Origin of the sequence: Curtobacterium sp. SL109, assembly GCF_026672405.1 — a bacterium.
Classification (GTDB): Bacteria; Actinomycetota; Actinomycetes; order Actinomycetales; family Microbacteriaceae; genus Curtobacterium.
The window spans coordinates 150,286-167,012 of record NZ_JAPPRB010000001.1 but is presented as its reverse complement, the minus strand read 5'-3'; the positions used below and the strand labels follow the sequence as shown (position 1 = coordinate 167,012).

The window sequence follows — 16,727 nt, the reverse complement described above, 5'->3', positions numbered from 1 at the left end:
GCATTTCTTGAGCCGAGGTCCGCTGTTTTCAGTCAGCGTCTGGGTTGAATGCGCCGGGGAACGTCACTGCTCCATGAACGCGTCGACCGGCTCGACCTCGAACAGCCGTGCTCGACTTGCCCCAGCACCATGCACAGAGGCAGCCACGCTCGAGTCGACACGCTCGTCGAGCTCGCGGTCGTTCTTGCCCCACCCTGGCGTGCCAGGGAGGTCCGGTGACACCGCCGCAGTAAGACGAGACCCCACCTCATTCCCTTCCGGGAGCCCGGCGGAGTCCTTTCGTCGTAGCCTGCTGCTGCTGCTGCTGCTGCTGGGCACCTGGGTGCGGTCGAGACGCGCGGAGTACAATCGTGACCTCAACCGAACCCTACGTCTCTGGCCCGAGCTTGCGGCACTGCCCTTCGAGTGGCAGCAGCGGACCGATCTCTGGGACCAGGGACTGGCGGCCCTTGAGCAGTATCGCCGAGACTACGGCGACACACGAGTGCCGCACTGGTTCGAAACCGCCGACGGCATCCGCCTCGGCAAGTGGCTCGACACCCGCCGCACCGAGTACCGAGCCGGAGTGCTCGACGCGGAACGCATCGCGGCCCTGGAGGCGCAGGGGGTTGAGTGGTCCCTGTGGATCGTGACGGACACCGTGGCGCGCGAGGCACGTGAGGACGCGCACTTTCGGGCGATGCTAATCGCGTCAACACGGTGGGTGCGGGAGCACGATGGTCTTCTGCCTGTAGAACGGGAGCTCGACTCAGAAGGACTGGCTATCGGCCGGTGGTCCGGCCGGGTACGACGCCAACTTCTGCGAGGCCGGATACCTGACCGTCGGCTACTGCTCATCGAAGAGGAAATGCCCCCGACTCTTGCGGGAGTGTGACGTATGACAGACCTTCCGGCGAACCAGCAACGTTGTCACGGACCGTGTAGAACATCCTGTACTTGGAGCGCGAGATCTCGAAGTGCTACTGGATCGATATCAGGCCCAGGGTGATCGGATGCAACCACACAGACAGCGCCGATACGGGTTCCGTCGAGTGCAACGATCGGGTGTCCGGCATAGAACCGGCCAGGGAGCCTCGGGTCGATGCGTGAATCCCCGGATGTGTCAGAGATGATCACCGTTCCTCGTTGTGTGAGAGTGACTGCACAGAACGAGCCGGCGAACGCCGTGGTACCGGTCGTCCTGTCGGATGCTGCACGAACGGTCAATTTGGACGTCCCTGCGGTGGTAAACAAGATCGAGTCGACCCCAAACATGGTACTGGCGCGTCTCAGTATGTTATCGATCCGACGTTGCTTGGTTGTGTCAAGGAGTTGCAGGACGCCCTGTAGCGCATCCGCTCGCCGAGAGGCATCAATCTCGGAGTGCTTCGAGTGGTCTGGTTGGGGAGCGGCCGTCCGCAACTTGAGAAGGCCTACGAGCACGTCGGCCTCGTGGGCCGCCCAGAATCGATAGTGGTCGGGTCGGCCTCGTCCCTGGGCTGCGGTGGGCTCTTTGTCGTATAGCGGCATTGGAAGAAAGAAGACTTCTTCCTGAGCGGCGCAAATCGTCTCGGTTACGTCGTTCAGGCGGGTAGCGCGGACGTCCCCGATCCCGCCGATCCGAGCGTGCAGAGCAGGGAGCCCGCTCGGGAGCGGAATCTCTCCGATGGCGATCGGCGTAGCGGTCGGGGCGTGATCACGCACGTGAAGAAGTACTCGATCGAGATCGGTTTGCCACTCGGCGAGGCCACGGCGGCTGCGGGCTCTATCGACCCCAACATGAAGTACGACGATGTCGATGTCGGACAGGTTACGGGCAGCGAGGCCGTCCAGGGTGCTCTCAATATCGTCCGACTCCGTCAAACTCAGTGCGACGTCGACTCCTCGACCAGTTCGGTCCGCAAGGGCACGAGCAAGGTGACCGGGCAGCGCAAGGTCATGCGTGCGCACCCCCCATCCACGGAGGATGGCTCCTCCGACGAGCAGCACATGCAGTGCGTCTGGCCCTGATGCATGCGCCGCTGGGGCGTCGTCGGGGAACACGGGGGTTGGTACAGCGGGACGCACCCGCCAGCGGCCGGCGCGGAGCAGCGCCTGCTGCAACTTCCTGATCATGGAGCCCTCGAACGAGATTTTGGTCCGCACGAGCGAGGCGCAAGCACGGGACTGGCTGGTATCAACCCGAAAGGTTGGAAGCGGACTTGTATACCAAACCAGAACGAGCTGTCCGAGAATGGAACCAACTCACGGTGTCCGCGACAAGGGGTTGACGCCTCGTTCGAAGGACTGTATGAGCCTATGAAGCCGTGGCAAGAATCCCGGCCATAGTGCACAGTGACGACAACTGCGTCGACCACCGTGAGTGCGCTGCGCGCAGCCATGGAAGCCGCCCTCCGTCCCCTCGGGATGACCGTCACGCAGGGATGGCACGGTTGCTCGAGTACGCCGGCGCCGGCGACGCGGTGGTCGTATGGCGGGTGGACCGGCTCGGCCGATCACTAGTCGACGTGTTGACGACGGTGACGATGCTGGGGGAGCGGGGTATCGGTGTCCGGAGCGTGTCGGACGGGATTGATCCGGCGACGTCGACGGGTCGGCTGATGCTGAACCTGATGGTGACACTGGCGGAGTACGAGCGTGAGCTCATCGTCGAGCGCGTCAACGCTGGCATCGCCGTCGCCCGGGCTGCAAGGACCCGGTTCGGGCGGCCGCCAGTGAACCCGGACGTGATCGCGCGGAAGCTCGCGATTGTTGCTGAGGCCCGTGCCGCCGGCCATACTGCGGCGGATGCGGCGAACCTCGTGGGTTGGTCACGTGCGACGTTGTATCGACACCAGGCGGCCGCTGAAGCCGCGGCTGGGAGTAGCTAGTCGGGTGACGTGTGCATAGATCGGAGCCGCGGTGACGGTGAGTTCTGGTGGATGGCGGGCCGGCTCGCTCGCGACCCGAACGCGGCGAGACCGGCTTCGCCGTCGCGGCACCCGAAGCCGCGTGTGTGGTGATCTAAGCCACGATGAACAGCCAAACACATACGTCGCCGTGTGGAAGGCCCCAAAGGGTGGGCAGAATCAGGTTCACTCCACCGGCTCGAATGAGCGTGGCAGGTGCCTGCCGGGTGGCGGGGTTGTGTCGTCGAGGTGGTCGTGGTGCGCTAGCCCCATGAGTTTCTTCACCGATGATGAAGACCCGGGGGATCATGTCGCCGAGGAGCCGGAGCGGGATCCTCGGCACGGGCCCGCTGAGGATGAGTTACCGGCGGTCGTGTCGCTGGGGATGCGATGGGCGGTCAGTACGCATGCGGTGGTCGTGTTGGAGTCCGCTCGGGTGTTCTCCGATGGGGTGCTGTTCGAAGTTAGTCGGTACCTGCGTCGGGGGGACTTGACCGTACGTGAGTTCCAGCAGCTCACGCACGAAGAGCGGTACGGCAGCAGCGACGATCGTGGACGCCGTCTCCGGGTCGGGGCAGTGCTGCCTGACGGGGAAGAAATCAACGACAGTCACCGTCCCGGCGCTGAAAGGGGTGCAACCCGGTCCGTCCTTGTCCGCCGCGGGGGAAGTGGTGGTGGCGGTGCGTGGCGGTATCGGCACAGCGACGAGCTGTGGCTGCACCCGCTGCCATCGGAAGGGCAGCTGACGCTGGTGCTGCAATGGCTCGCGCTCGACATCGCCGAGACACGACTCACCGTCTCAGCCACCGACCTGGTCCGCGCTGCTGACGAAGCGACCTCGCTCTGGGACGACTGACGTGCACACATCTTTAGTCCCCGCCGAGCCGCTCCGGGTGCAGCACCGGGTCTAGACCCTTGCACGCATCGGTGGCGGAAGGGGTGAGACCGCTCGATCGCCCAGGAACGGTAGCCGAGACCGCGTCTGATCCCGAGGTTCTCGGTCTTGTACGTGCCGAGGTTCACTCGTTGGAACTCAGCGCCGATCGATGCTGCAAAACGCTCGCTCATGCGTCGCGCTGCCGGATTGTCATCCTGGGTTGCGAAGGCAATGGTGCGGCGCCTAGTCTGCTCTGCCACGGCGTGCATCAGCGCAGTGCCGATGCCACGTCCACGTACTGGCCCGACCACCCCCACGAGCTGGATGAATACCGGATCCCTTTCGGTGGTTCCGGACATTGACACGCAGAACCCGACAGGTGTCTCCCCGATCATCGCGAAGAGCACCCGCTGTTCAGCGTTCGTTTTGTCGTTGCTGGCCGCTGATTGGACCGTGAGTGGTTCGCAGGCGACCTGCATGTATCTCATCCAACGAGCGTCCCCGGAATCTGCTGTTGCCTGCCGGATCGTGAACTCGGATGAGGTGAGTTCCTCCAGCGAAGTGAGCCATGCCGCGAGGTTAGGGTCGAAGGTTGGATGCAGCGGGTAGCTGTCAGATCGGATCTCGTCCACGGGTTCACGCTACGGCTGGCGTGCTTGAACGTGGGTCGCTGTGGTTCTTGCAGGTTTCGATGATCCCAAGGGCGGCCACGCGACGGTGTGCGCCCCTCGGCAGCCAGCTCGACGGGGGAATTCTGCTCTGCAGCGAAGTTCAGGGCGCCGTTGAGGAGGCTGCTGTGCCTGATGACCTGGTCGACCATGGTCGCTGAGTCTCGCGTAGCGCTCCACAGCCGGGCACCTCACCGGGCGGGTCAGCTGCGACACCTGCGTCCGCGGACTTCCAAGGGCACCGACACTGGCGCCGGGCCGTGCGGCAGCCGATCGGCAACGTCTAGGAGCGCGCGTCCGGACCGGACGCCGTCTCTTCGGGCACTACGGCGTCGGACGTGTTGGAGGATAAGCCGCTTGTAAACTGCCGGACGATTTCCTGCTCGCTAGCCCCGAAAGCATGGATCCGTGCAAGGAGCCGGCGCCGCTCGGGCTCGAAGAACGCCTCTGCTTCGGCGTGTATGTGGTCCACAGAATGCAGCGTCACGACGCGGCGATCAGCGTGCCCGCGCACGCGGGTGATGTGTCCCGCGTCTTCGAGGCGGTTGAGAAGGATCGTCGTCGCCCCGCTCGTCATGCTGATGCGCTCCCCGAGGCGCGCAGGAGTGAGCGGCCGACCTGCGTCCTCTGCGCGAAGGATCTCGACGATCGCGGTTGCGTCGGTGGGTCGCATGTGCATGTGACGTGCAAAGGCCCGCCCCAGGTCGCTCTGTTCTGCACTGAACGCGAGAAGGTCCGCCAGGATGCGCGACGGAGTCTCGTCGTGTCGATCTGTCGTGCTCATGGGGCTTGACCTCCACTTCTACCTTAGACGCTTCTAGTAACTTTGAATCAAAGCCACTTTGATTCAAAGGTAGTATGGTCTAGCGAACCGGCTCTACTGCCCGGTGACAACACTCTGCAGCGAGGCCCACATGACCGACACCCGAGCGCCGGCACCATCCGATGCGACCACCACCCCGCGGCCAGGCTGGGCGCTGTTTGTCCTTGCCGTCTCCCAGCTCATGATCGTGCTGGACGGCACGATCGTGAACGTCGCGCTTCCGACCGCGCAGCGCGACCTCGGCTTCGCATCAGATCAACGCCAGTGGGTCGTGACCGCCTATGCGCTCGCCTTCGGCGCGCTCCTCCTTCTCGGCGGGCGGCTCACCGATGTCCTCGGGCGCCGACGGCTGTTCATCGTCGGCCTCGTCGGATTCGCTCTGTCGTCCGTCATCGGTGGCGCGGCACCGAACTTCGGGACCCTCGTTGCCGGCCGGGCAGCTCAGGGCGCGTTCGGCGCGCTCCTCGCTCCGGCCGCGTTGTCTCTGCTGGCCGCGCTGTTCACCGCACCTAAGCAGCGCGCGAAGGCGTTCGGGGTCTTTGGCGCCGTCGCGGGCGGTGGTGCAGCGATCGGCCTGGTGCTGGGCGGCCTACTGACCGAGTACACCTCCTGGAGATGGACCCTGTTCATCAACTTGTTCTTCGCCGCCGCGGCCGTCATCGGCGCCCTGCTGACGATCCCCGCATCGACCTCACGAGCGCCACGACCATCGATCGACGTGCCGGGCGCGGTCCTGGTCTCCGTCGGTCTCGCCGGTCTCGTCTATGGACTGTCTTCGGCGGAGAGCACCGGCTGGACCAGCCCTATCACAATCAGCAGCATCGCCGGAGGCATCGTCTTCCTCGTTGCCTTCGTCATCGTCGAGTCCCGGACGCGTCAACCCTTGCTGCCGCTCCGGGTGGTGCTCGATCGCAGCCGCGGCGGCGCGTTCCTGACGACCGGCATCGTGTCGCTGGCCCTCTTCAGCGTGTTCCTCTTCCTGACCTACTACCTGCAGGCGCTTCGCGGGTACACGCCGCTCCTGACCGGGGTCGCGTTCCTGCCGCTGCCGATCTCGATCGCCGTCGCGTCCATCGTCATCGCCCCCCGCTCGCTCGCCCGCTTTGGACCGAAGGTCCTCCTCGTCACGGGGCCTCTGCTGGCCGCGGCAGCGCTGCTGATCCTCAGCACGATCTCTCTCCACAGCAACTACTGGTTCACCATCGTGCCGGCACTGGTCGTCCTCGGTCTCGGTATGGGTCACGTCTTCTCAGCGTCTCCGAACATCGCCACCTCCAACCTCGATCCCGGAGACCTCGGCGTCGGCTCAGCGATGGTGAACACCACCCAGCAGGTCGGCGGCGCGATCGGCACAGCTCTGCTGTCCGTCATCGCCACCACCACCGTCTCCCGGTACCTCGCCGACCACGGAACAGGCGCCACCGCTCAGCAGCTCGCCCAGCTCGCCAGCTACCAGACGGCGTACCTCGCTGCCGTCGGCATCATCGTCGCACTCAGCGTGACCACCAGCATCCTCATCCGCAACACCGGGCGCGCCGGCGCCACAGCCAAACCCTGACTGCCAGATTCACACCTCACCCAACGCTCGACACCACCCACGGAGTGACCTCATGAAGCTCAACCACGTCAACCTCTGCGCCAGCGATGTCGCCACCTTGGCCCACACGCTGGACACCCACTTCGGCTACCGCACGCTCGAGCTCGGCACAGTGCCCGACCTGCCGTGGGCCACCAACCCAGGAAGCGCTTACGCAATCCTCGTCGGCGAAGACGTCTCCGACATCGTCATCACGCAGATCGACCCCGTGCCCGAGGGTGAGTCCGCGTACCCTCCGCAGTTCCACTTCGGCCTGATCCAGGACACCAAGGAAGCCGCGTACGCCAAGCACGCCGAACTCATCGAGGCCGGGTTCACACCGCATGACGTCGCCGACGGCTTCGAGGTCCTCGGCGCCACATGGACGGCGTTCTACTGCCCCCTCGGAGACGGACTCGAGATCGAGATCAACTACCGCACCCACTCCGACATCCTCGACGGAACGAACTGATGCCCCCGATGCGCCGCCCGTTTAACCCGGTCTTCTGGGCACTTGCCAACGTCGGATCACGAGCCCGATACGTTCCAAAGGTCGCTGCTCCCTTCACGACCGCCGAGCTCCCTCCAGAACGACGACTGCAGGTGCCGACACGGCACGGCACACTCAACGCGGTCGTCATCAGCCCCGGCACACCGACCGCTTCTGCAGAGCCAGCACCGCCTGTCATCGTGCAGTTCCACGGCGGCGGGTTCCTCAACCGATACCCGGAGCAAGACCGTCACCTCGCACGGTTCCTGGCCGCGAAGCTCGGCGCGGTCGTCGTCATGCCCGACTATTCGATAGCGCCGAAAGTGCGCTACCCGGTCGCCGAGGAGGAGGCGTTCGACGTCGTCCGGTGGGTGCAGGACTCCGGGTATCGGCACGGCTGGGACGGTCGACGACTGTTCCTGTCAGGCATCAGCGCGGGCTCGAAGCTATCGATGAACGTGTGCCAGCAACTCCACGCCACCGGGGGAACGCGACCGCTGGCCGTGTCGCTCGTTGTCCCCGTAACCGACATGAGCCGCACCGATCGACGATCGGAGATCCCACGGCCGGCGATCAGCCCGTTCATCCAACGATTGGTGAGTTGGGCGTACTTCCCGGACGAGGACCGCCGACGAGAGGCGCTTGCAGCTCCGCGCTTCGACGGAAACCTCCCGGCGAAGATGCCGCCCACTCTGATCCAGACGGGGAAACACGACACACTCTGTGTGGAGGGTAAGGAGCTCGCGGAGACGCTGCGGATCGGCGGGGTGGAAAGCAGGTACATCGAGTACCCCGGAGCGGACCACGACTTCTATGCCAGCAAGCCCGCCGCCCGTGTCGAGAGCGTCCTCACCGAGATCACCGCGTTCTTCGCCAGCCACCTTCCGCGCTGATGGTCTCATCGTGCGAGCGTGGAACCGACTCCTGGGCTGTCCCGGTGAGCACTGATGTCGAGCCACGCCCTTTGGCGTTCGTTAGCGGTCGGTGCCTATCACAAACGATCGTTTCTGCATGCCCGTCAGACGGTCGCTCCCCGGACGCGTTCGAGACCGCGGGGGAGTGGGTCAAGGATCCAGGATGTGAGTAGCTGCGCTCGGCGTCGTCCTTTTTGCTGCGCTCCGTGCCGTGATCGTGCGCGCAGGCTGATCGGCTGCGGCTGATCACGCAGTGCCTTGAGGCTTCCCGTCGACCTGCTGAGCTGTCGAGCTGTCAGTCGTCGCCGATTCGCGGAACGATGGCTCTGTCGTCTTTCACTAGGCTCATGGCATGGCAGTCAAGAGGAATCATCGTGTGCCATCGCAGGCGCGGCCGGTCGCGATGTTCCCGTCAGTGCGCGTGACGGCGGTGTTTCGGTGAGGCGGGTGCCGATGCAGAGCGGCGACCTCGTGTCGGTGGGGTACGACGATGCTGAGCGCGCCCTTGAGGTGGAGTTCGTTGGAGCGACCGTGCGTCTGTACCTCGACGTACCGCAGGACGTCTTCGAGGGACTGCTCTTAACGCATGATCACGGGGCGAACGTTCGCAAGTACTTCGACGTGCGTGTGGATCAGGGCGGTTACCGGTACCTCGAGATGTGAGTCCACTGTCCGGTAGCGCCTAGGCCGCGCCGGCAGCGTGTTCGACTCTGTATCGGCGTCGGGTGGCGAGGGCTGTCTGAACGGGGATAGATGCCCTCGTTCGGGGGTGCCCTGTATTCACAGAAGACCGATAGGTTTCGAGTGCCCCTCATCTGAGGCGACGTCATAGTCGACGGACGGTGCGGGCGTTTCACGTCTTTCGAGCGGCTGTCCTGGGGGACGCCGAGCTCTATCACCGCACCTTCTGTGTTGTCACTCGTTCTAGGGGAACCCGTGCTTCTTGCTCCACGCCGCCCTGCGGCTCATTCATCCTTCGGTTGGAAGGTCGCACTCGTCGGGGCGGTCAGCGTCGCGCTTGTCGGGGGTGTCGCGCAGACCGCGCACGCCGCGATCCCGGGCGGCCCCACCACGACCGGTCTGACCGGGTCCCGTCCGTCAGCCACCACACTGCCGTTCGCCGTGTCCGACCAGGTCGGCGTCGCCGTCGACGTCGCAACGGGCAACCTCGAGGTCACGACCGCAGGGCTGTCGCTGCCGGGTGTGAGCGGCACGAACGCGATCGCGCAGACCTACAACTCCCTCGGTTGGCAGGCCGCGAGCACGAGCACCCAGCAGGCGGCCCGGTGGTCCACAGGTATCGCCGGCGCTGGGTCGTTCTCGGCTGGCGCGTCGGGTGCGGTTGTGTACACGGCGGCGGATGGTGCGACGTGGACGTTCACGCCGGCGACGTCGACGACGTTCACTCCGCCGGCCGGGTTCCTCCGGAAGCTGACCGCTTCAGCGACCACTAACCCGACGTACACGATGACGGACCCGGCGACGGGGCAGGTCATCACTTCCAACGTCAATGGGCTTCCCGTGTCTGTCGCGGACCGGAACGGGAACACGGTCGCGATTTCCAACGGCCTCAACGTGCCGACCTCGATCGTCAGCACCGCTGGCACTGCCGCGGCGAAGACTGCGACGGGTGCGTACGACTCGACGTCGCGGACCTACACGGTGACGCAGGGCTCCGGTTCCGCTGCCCGGTCGGTGAAGTGGGTGAAGGACACCAACGGCAACCTCACCTCCTACGTCGACGGCGCTGGGAAGACCACCACGTTCGCCTACTCCGGTAACGACCTCACCAGCATCACCAGCCCGACCGGTGCGACAACGACCATCAGCTACTCGGGAACCACCCACAAGGTGTCCCAGGTGGCGCAGTCCAACACCACGGCGGGCGCTGCCGGCGCGTCGACGACGCGTCTGAGCTACGCGTCGGCGACGTCGACCCTGGTCGCGAGCCCGAACACGGACACCGCGACTGCGGTGGCGTCGGTGCCGCACACCACCTACAGCATCAACTCGTCCCAGAAGCTCGTGAACAGCGTCACCGACGCTGCCGGCCGAGTCCGGTCGAAGACGTACAACGGTGCGAACCTGCAGCCCACGACCTCGACGGTCGGGTCGGGATCGTCCGCGTCGACGACAACTGCGACGTATGGGGCGAACAGCAGCCAGTCGCTGACGAAGGTCGCCTCGAGCGGGGGAGCGTCCCAGTCGCTGAGCTACAACGCGTCCCCGGCAGCAACGGCGTACTCGCCGGCTTCCACCACCGACGACGCTGGCAACACGTCGAACCGCACATATGACGGTGTTGGGAACCAGCTGAGCAACAGCACCGGCACTGGTGCCACCGCTGCAACGTCGACGCTGACCTACACGGCTGGGCAGGTCGCGACCGCGACTGCGCCGGGCAACGGCACGAACAAGACGACCTACAGCTACACGAACAAGCAGCTCACCGGTGTCACCCCCGTGACCGGGACCAGCCTCGGTGCCCGCGCGTACACGTACGACGCCCTCGGACGGATCGCATCCGCGTCCGACGGCGCCGGCCGGACCACGTCGTACACCTACGACGGCGACGACCGGGTGCTGACGACCTCGTTCTCGGACTCCACACCGACGGTGACGAACACGTACGACAACGCCGGACACCTGCTCACCCAGGCGTCGGGGTCGGGCACGGTGACGAACACCTACGACCAGCTCGGCAACCTCCTCACCACTGGCAACACCGCGAGCCCGTCCGGGATCAGCACCATCACGTACGCGTATGACAAGGCCGGGAACCAAACGTCGTACGCCGACCAAGACGGCACCACCACATCCGCCTACGACGACTCGGGTGTGCTGATCTCGACCACGACGCCGGCGCCGAACAAGCCGACCGAGACGATCAACTTCGTCACCGACACCAACGGCCGTCGCACCGACACCTACGTCGACTCGAACGCCGATAACAGCAGCTGGGCAAGTCGCACGCACACCGACTACGACACCAACGGCCGCGTCAAGGAGATCCAGGGGTGGATCGGCACGACCGGGCAGCGGCTCTACGACTTGAACTACTGCTACAACGCCGGTAGCACCGCGCCCACCTGCGGGACCACGACCACGAACGACCGGTCCAAGATTCAGTGGGTTGGTGACAGTGTCTCCGGGCAGAGCACTGCGTACACGTACGACACCAGTGGCCGGATCACGAAGACCGTCACCACCGGCAGCGGGAAAGCGACTCCGGGAACGTGGGAGTTCGGCTACGACATCCGCGGCAACCGCACCAGCACGAAGTTCACCAAGAGCAACGGCGACGTCACCACGAACCAGACGCTGACCTACAACGCGGCGAACCAGATCACCACCGCCGGGTTCGGCTACGACGGGGCCGGTAACCTCACCGCGCTGCCCGAATACGCGTTCACGTACAACGCGGCCGAGCAGATGACCAAGGCCGTCCGCAACGGATCCACGACGACGAACTACACGTACGCCGGCGCCGACCAGAAGTCGGTCCTGTCCATCGCCACACCGGGCGGCGACAACCGCACCTACCAGTACGGACGTGCGGACCAGAACGGCAATCCCACGCTGACGAGCTCGACGACGAACGCGCACCGGTCGAACATCGTCAACGACGCGAAGACCGGGCAGCCCATCGCCCTGTCGACCCCCTCGAACGTGCTCGGTCAGTACCAGTACGACGGCTCCGGGAACATTTGGGGCATCCTCGTCGACGCCACTGCCGCGTTCGACGTCGACTACGACCCGTACGGCACCAGTACCGTCGCCTACAACGGCGGCGGCGACGGACTCGCAGCCAACCCCTTCGGCTTCAAAGCTGGCATCGAGGACACCCACACCGGCCTCGTGAAGTTCGGGCAGCGCTGGTACGACCCGTACTGGGGCTCCTGGACCCAGCAAGACACCCTCGACAGCCCCCTCGACCCCAGCAACGGCAACCGGTACGCCTACGCAGCAAGCGACCCCATTAACGGAAGCGATCCGCGCGGGCTGGCATACTGCTCCTCATCAGTGGGTTGCTACACCACGCCGGACGGCACTGACCACTTGGGAACTGGTCCCGCTGAAACTGATGCACAGCAGCGTGCGGCGAACGGATGTGTACTTTCACTCGCGATCGCGGCCTTCTCGGGTGCAGGTGCTGTTGCATATGGGCTTGGGGTTGGAGCCACACTTGGAATCTGTGGATATTCTCTTTAGGAGCGACAGTGGTAAAAGGGTTTTTGCGGTTATTTGCAAGATCGAGTGTTAGTGCTAGCGTAGTATTCGGTATCGCTTTCATTGCGGTTGGCGCTTACATCCTGTCTAACGGACACATGATTGCCGCCGTCATATGTTTCGTTCTTGGTCTCCTGGCTCTCGTTGCAGCTCTATTGCAGTTCCGTTTAGGGGCTCATGGCGAAATTGCGGATGACAAATCCGACGAAGGTAATTTCTAGAGTGACGGCGGACGGTTCTGACGGCAACGGCCGATATTGATGGGCTAGCAAGAGCGTCTGACCATGTTGCGGTCGGACGCTCTTGCTGTTCGTACCGGGAGAGCTGGGCGGGCCCACGCTTCCCCTGTGGGTAAAATCACTGGTGAGGTGAGTGGTTTCGGGTGGATCACGCCCGGTGGTTAGAGACCGTCCGGCTCCTAGTGGTCTGTCCATACGAAGCAGCGCTCTGCTCCCAAGCGAGTGGATACACGACCAAGCCCACCGCAACTCGACGCTGGCGAAAAACCTTTCACTGAGTGCGTCTTGTGGCGGGGTTACGTTCGGTTTCCTGCTACACAAGGGTCATGGCACAGAAAGTCACCACCCGGCTCATTGACGATCTCACCGGCGAAACGATCGAGGACGGCGGCAAGAACGTCGAGTTCTCCTTCGACGGTAACCACTACGAGATCGACCTCTCCGACGACAACGCCGAGAAGCTGCGTGAAGCGTTCTCTGACTACATCGCGACAGCCGCGAGGACGACCGCTGAAGTGCCGCGTGAGGTGCCACGCCGCATCGGCGTACGACGGCGTACGACGGCGTATGACGGCGGGGGACAGCCGAGGACAACACGACACCGGACAGCTCGACAAACATCTTCGATGTCGGCCGCCACCACCGGGAACTCTTAAGCTGCGTCCATGTCTGATGAGTCCTCACGTGCACCCAGTCGGTTCAGTGCTGGCTTCTACTGCCCAAGGTGCGGCGTGTACAGCCAGCAAGAGTGGAGCGGCCTTGTTGTTGAGGCTGATGACGGCGATGGGCAGACCTGGTTCCAGCCTCTGGAAACCGAGGTCCTCGCGCAGAACCAGACCTACGACCTCTTCGAACACGCAGCCGAGGCACTGGATCCCTGGGAGCAGGCAACCGGCACTCCGCCTCAATGGCGCGATTCTCAGAGCTGGGCTGTGAGCAGGTGCTTCGCATGTCAGCGCGGAACCGTGTGGCACGACAACCAGATCGTGTTCCCGGCAGCGCGCACCGCGCCACAGCCGAGCCCGGACATGCCTGAGGTCCCGCGAGAACTCTATGAGGAAGCTGCGGCAGTCATGCAGGTGTCACGTCGCGCCGGAGCGGCGATGGCGCGAGCAACGCTCGAACGCTTGCTCATCGAGCTCGACCCTATGGATATTACGAGGCCAGCTCTCGACGAGCGCATAATCCACGTCATTCCACGTGTCTCTTCGGCACTTGAACCAGCACTCACGGTCATTAGGCACGCGGGGAACAGGGCGCTGCATGTCGCAGACGCCCCTGGCGACACTCTCGTCCTGGTGCTGGACGAGGAGGATGAGGGCATCGTCGAGTTGCTCTTCTCTGCGATCAATGATCTCGTCGATGAACTCGTTACTAAGCCCAACGCCCGACAACGATTGCTGAACACCGTGCCAGCGTCGGTCATCGAGGCAGTCGAACGCAAGAAGGCGGCGGCAGAGGCCAAGGACCAAGCCGGCTAGCGAGACAAGGCATAGCTGTCGCACGAAACACTCCGCATGTTTACGACTTGTAACCCTACTGTTGCGAGACGTCTCATCGGCAGCCGCGACCGCGGGTGTCGGTGCTGCGGAAGTTCGCAGGGCGGCGAGTCTTGCAACCATGTGTTGCAAGTGCTGGCCATCGTCGCTGTCACGAGCGTTGGGTTGCGAGACAGAAGCCGCGTCGTGGTGAGCAACAGGAGCTGCTCGCTCAGAACGGCTCCTGGAAGTAGCTTCCGACCGCCGTCCTCTTTGTTCGGTAGGGGATCGGCTACCGATCAGGTGCCCGTGACGTTATGCGCTCGGAAGAAGTATCCGTCCTGTCCGGCGGGGTAGGGCTCCACCTCGAAGCGCACGCCCTGACCGGGCCGCAGCGAGAGGAAGCCGGGACCACTCAGGACGGAGAAGTGCACGAAGACGTCGGACTCGAGCGCCTTCGAACGAAGGGCACCCCAGCCGTCGTCGTCGCTCCACCAAACACAAACGCCTTTGACGATCTGCACGACCGTAACGTACCGCGCCGCGGCGTCCGGCAATGGATCGTCTACCGAACGGAGCGGGGAGAGCAGGAGGGAGTCCTACGAAAGGATGACCGCGACTTCAGTAGGAACGTGGTGCCATGAGCCTTGGTAGGACTTCTCGGAGTCGTACCGTGAAGCCATGTGGAAACGGTTGCTGGTGCTCGGCCCACCTACGCTTGCGCTTGTGTTGCTGGTCGCCTGGTGGGCTACCCAGCGGGCCGGCATCGTCGACGTGGTCCCAACTCGGGAGGAAACCTTCCTCACGAACCCCTATGCCGTGCTTGTGATGATCGGATACGCCGTCGTCCTCGGCGTTTCAGGTTTCCGCCCCCGCCAATCCGTCATGCTGCTCATCGTTCTTGTTGGTCTCCAGCTGTTCTTCTGGCCAGCTCGTTTCAGCCAGTTGAGCTGGGTCGGCTACCTCATCCTTTTGCCCCTGCCCGCAGTAGTCGCCCGCTCCAGCTCTGCCCGCGCGCGAACCCCAGCCTTTGCGCTCCTGCTCACCACATCCGCCGCGATCGGAGCGCTTTTGACCATCCCCGCACTGTCTGTGTCGGGCCGCTGGGGGCTCGTCAACGGGCGACCGTGGGACGCTGACCTCACGGTGAACGCACTCGTTTGGGTCCTGGTCTGCCTTGCTGCGACTGCCGGGTCCTGGAAGATGGGGCGCGATCGCCGGGCAGGACGGGTCGAACCGGCGTTGCGAGGACTACCTGTCGCGGTGCCGGAGTCGGTGGGCATGCTTTCGCCAAGAGAACGCGAGATCTTCGCACTCGTCGCGGAGGGGCGTTCAAACGCTGACATCGCACGATCGGCGTTCATCAGTGAAGCAACGGTCAAGACCCATGTCGGAAAGATCCTGACGAAGCTCGGACTGTCCTCGAGGAGCGAGCTCATTGCGTTCGCCTACCGAACAGGACTGATCACGCCGATCTCACCTGAATAGCCGGTTGTCCAACGGGGCCGAAGGTCGTCGCGCTGATGCAATCGCCCATCTAACGTCGTCCGCTTCAATTGGCGATCGCAGGACGGACTTCCCTCGCCGTAGCATCGGCTCATGCCAGAGATTCGACGTGAAGACGGGGTCGTCCGTGAGAAGCTCAGCGCGATCTTCCGGGCAGAAGAGCAGCGCCTCGCTTCAAGCCTCAGCCAGGCTCGTGCAGGGCTACAGCATCGGCCTAGCAAGGGGCAGCAAGTCGAGGTCGCGGTGCGGGACTTCATCCTGGGGCACCTGCCGAGGCGCTTCGATGTTGGTTCCGGTGAGGTCTTCGACCGTTGGGGTGCTGTCAGTGACCAGCTCGACATCGTGATCTCAAACGACGACCAGCCCTTCCGACATGGTCCGGACCAGGCAGGCTTCTACCTCGCGGAAGGAGTGTCTGCGATTGGTGAAGTGAAGAGTCGACTCACTCGGACAGAATTGCGAGACATAGCGAAGAAGGGGCGGAGTGTTCGTCGACTGGAGCCGGCGCCGCTCCAAATGAACGAACCGCTTTCGTCGAACATCAGCGACGCGTCGCGGTTCGTGGAGTCGTTCCCTACGTTCGCCATCGCCCTCGAAACGTCGATGACCCTCGCAACGATCAACGAAGCGTTGAACGCCGAAGTACCAGTTCCAGCCGGCGCACCGGCACGCGGCAACCTAGGGCTGCTTGATGCGCTGTTTGTCCTCGGACGCGGATACTTCGTGTACCTCGCGGACGGGCAGGGCGCGCTACGGATGCTGAACCCGGAGACGGGCGAGACCTTCGAGGGTTGGGCGTACATGGGCCCCGAAACCCTTCTCGGCCTCTTCACATGGCTCGACGCGGTCGTTGCTCGACGCTATCGGTGGCAGGGCGTGGCGACTCCGTACATCCTTCGCTCGATTAGTACCGACGGCATGTGACACGTCGCGCTCGGCCGAGGTGCCCGATAACCGGTCGTCCTCGGGCGCACGTCCGGACGTGTCAACCATGACAACCTGCCCGTGTCCTGCCTGATCGGGGGATCCCCGTTCAGGTGTCCCGCAAAACTGCCCGGT

The 16,727-nt window shown here is 64.1% G+C and carries 14 protein-coding genes and 2 pseudogenes; 13 read left to right on the top strand and 3 right to left on the bottom strand.

Annotation, left to right across the window (positions count from 1 at the left end; genetic code table 11):
• Positions 1–73: 73 nt before the first annotated feature.
• The 4 genes and pseudogenes from OVA28_RS19180 to OVA28_RS00855 all read left to right on the top strand — a co-directional run bounded on the left by OVA28_RS19180 (position 74) and on the right by OVA28_RS00855 (position 3,723).
• Positions 74–874: a helicase associated domain-containing protein gene (locus tag OVA28_RS19180; RefSeq protein WP_442780747.1), complete on the top strand. Its 801-nt coding sequence runs from the start codon at positions 74–76 to the stop codon at positions 872–874.
• Between the two features lie 797 nt (positions 875–1,671).
• Positions 1,672–1,989 (top strand): hypothetical protein, encoded by a 318-nt coding sequence (locus tag OVA28_RS00865; protein ID WP_268095400.1) that lies wholly within the window; start codon positions 1,672–1,674, stop codon positions 1,987–1,989.
• Between the two features lie 410 nt (positions 1,990–2,399).
• Positions 2,400–2,849, top strand: a pseudogene (locus tag OVA28_RS00860) (recombinase family protein); the annotation flags it as partial.
• Between the two features lie 289 nt (positions 2,850–3,138).
• Positions 3,139–3,723: a hypothetical protein gene (locus OVA28_RS00855; protein ID WP_268095399.1), complete on the top strand. Its 585-nt coding sequence runs from the start codon at positions 3,139–3,141 to the stop codon at positions 3,721–3,723.
• Between the two features lie 209 nt (positions 3,724–3,932).
• On the opposite strand, the pseudogene OVA28_RS19175 reads toward OVA28_RS00855, so the two are convergent.
• Positions 3,933–4,223 (bottom strand): annotated as a pseudogene (locus OVA28_RS19175) (GNAT family N-acetyltransferase); the annotation flags it as partial.
• A gap of 472 nt (positions 4,224–4,695) precedes the next feature.
• Positions 4,696–5,196: a MarR family winged helix-turn-helix transcriptional regulator gene (locus tag OVA28_RS00850; RefSeq protein ID WP_194662934.1), complete on the bottom strand. Its 501-nt coding sequence runs from the start codon at positions 5,194–5,196 to the stop codon at positions 4,696–4,698.
• 130 nt (positions 5,197–5,326) lie between these two features.
• On the opposite strand from OVA28_RS00850, the gene OVA28_RS00845 reads away from it, so the two are divergent.
• From OVA28_RS00845 to OVA28_RS00815, 7 genes are all read left to right on the top strand, one after another.
• A complete protein-coding gene (locus OVA28_RS00845) occupies positions 5,327–6,793 on the top strand; it encodes a DHA2 family efflux MFS transporter permease subunit (RefSeq protein ID WP_268095398.1) in 1,467 nt (488 codons plus the stop codon).
• Between the two features lie 52 nt (positions 6,794–6,845).
• On the top strand, positions 6,846–7,283 hold the full coding sequence (locus OVA28_RS00840) for a hypothetical protein (protein ID WP_194662936.1): 438 nt from the start codon (positions 6,846–6,848) through the stop codon (positions 7,281–7,283).
• Positions 7,283–8,194, top strand: coding sequence for an alpha/beta hydrolase (locus OVA28_RS00835; protein WP_194662937.1), 912 nt, complete (start codon positions 7,283–7,285; stop codon positions 8,192–8,194). Before OVA28_RS00840 ends, OVA28_RS00835 begins: the two co-directional genes overlap by 1 nt.
• Positions 8,195–8,668: 474 nt before the next feature.
• Positions 8,669–8,878 (top strand): KTSC domain-containing protein, encoded by a 210-nt coding sequence (locus OVA28_RS00830; RefSeq protein ID WP_228505964.1) that lies wholly within the window; start codon positions 8,669–8,671, stop codon positions 8,876–8,878.
• 273 nt (positions 8,879–9,151) lie between these two features.
• A complete protein-coding gene (locus OVA28_RS00825; protein WP_268095396.1) occupies positions 9,152–12,427 on the top strand; it encodes an RHS repeat domain-containing protein in 3,276 nt (1,091 codons plus the stop codon).
• 583 nt (positions 12,428–13,010) lie between these two features.
• Positions 13,011–13,340: an Lsr2 dimerization domain-containing protein gene (locus OVA28_RS00820; protein ID WP_194662940.1), complete on the top strand. Its 330-nt coding sequence runs from the start codon at positions 13,011–13,013 to the stop codon at positions 13,338–13,340.
• A 9-nt stretch (positions 13,341–13,349) separates the two neighbouring features.
• Positions 13,350–14,165 (top strand): DUF4145 domain-containing protein, encoded by an 816-nt coding sequence (locus OVA28_RS00815; protein ID WP_194662941.1) that lies wholly within the window; start codon positions 13,350–13,352, stop codon positions 14,163–14,165.
• A gap of 296 nt (positions 14,166–14,461) precedes the next feature.
• Here the strand turns inward: OVA28_RS00815 and OVA28_RS00810 are convergent, their stop codons facing one another.
• A complete protein-coding gene (locus OVA28_RS00810; RefSeq protein WP_268095395.1) occupies positions 14,462–14,686 on the bottom strand; it encodes a cold-shock protein in 225 nt (74 codons plus the stop codon).
• A gap of 157 nt (positions 14,687–14,843) precedes the next feature.
• On the opposite strand from OVA28_RS00810, the gene OVA28_RS00805 reads away from it, so the two are divergent.
• Both OVA28_RS00805 and OVA28_RS00800 read left to right on the top strand, forming a co-directional pair.
• On the top strand, positions 14,844–15,650 hold the full coding sequence (locus tag OVA28_RS00805; protein WP_228505931.1) for a helix-turn-helix transcriptional regulator: 807 nt from the start codon (positions 14,844–14,846) through the stop codon (positions 15,648–15,650).
• Between the two features lie 111 nt (positions 15,651–15,761).
• Complete coding sequence (locus OVA28_RS00800; RefSeq protein WP_268095394.1) at positions 15,762–16,592, top strand: DUF6602 domain-containing protein; 831 nt, start codon at positions 15,762–15,764, stop codon at positions 16,590–16,592.
• Positions 16,593–16,727: the final 135 nt, after the last annotated feature.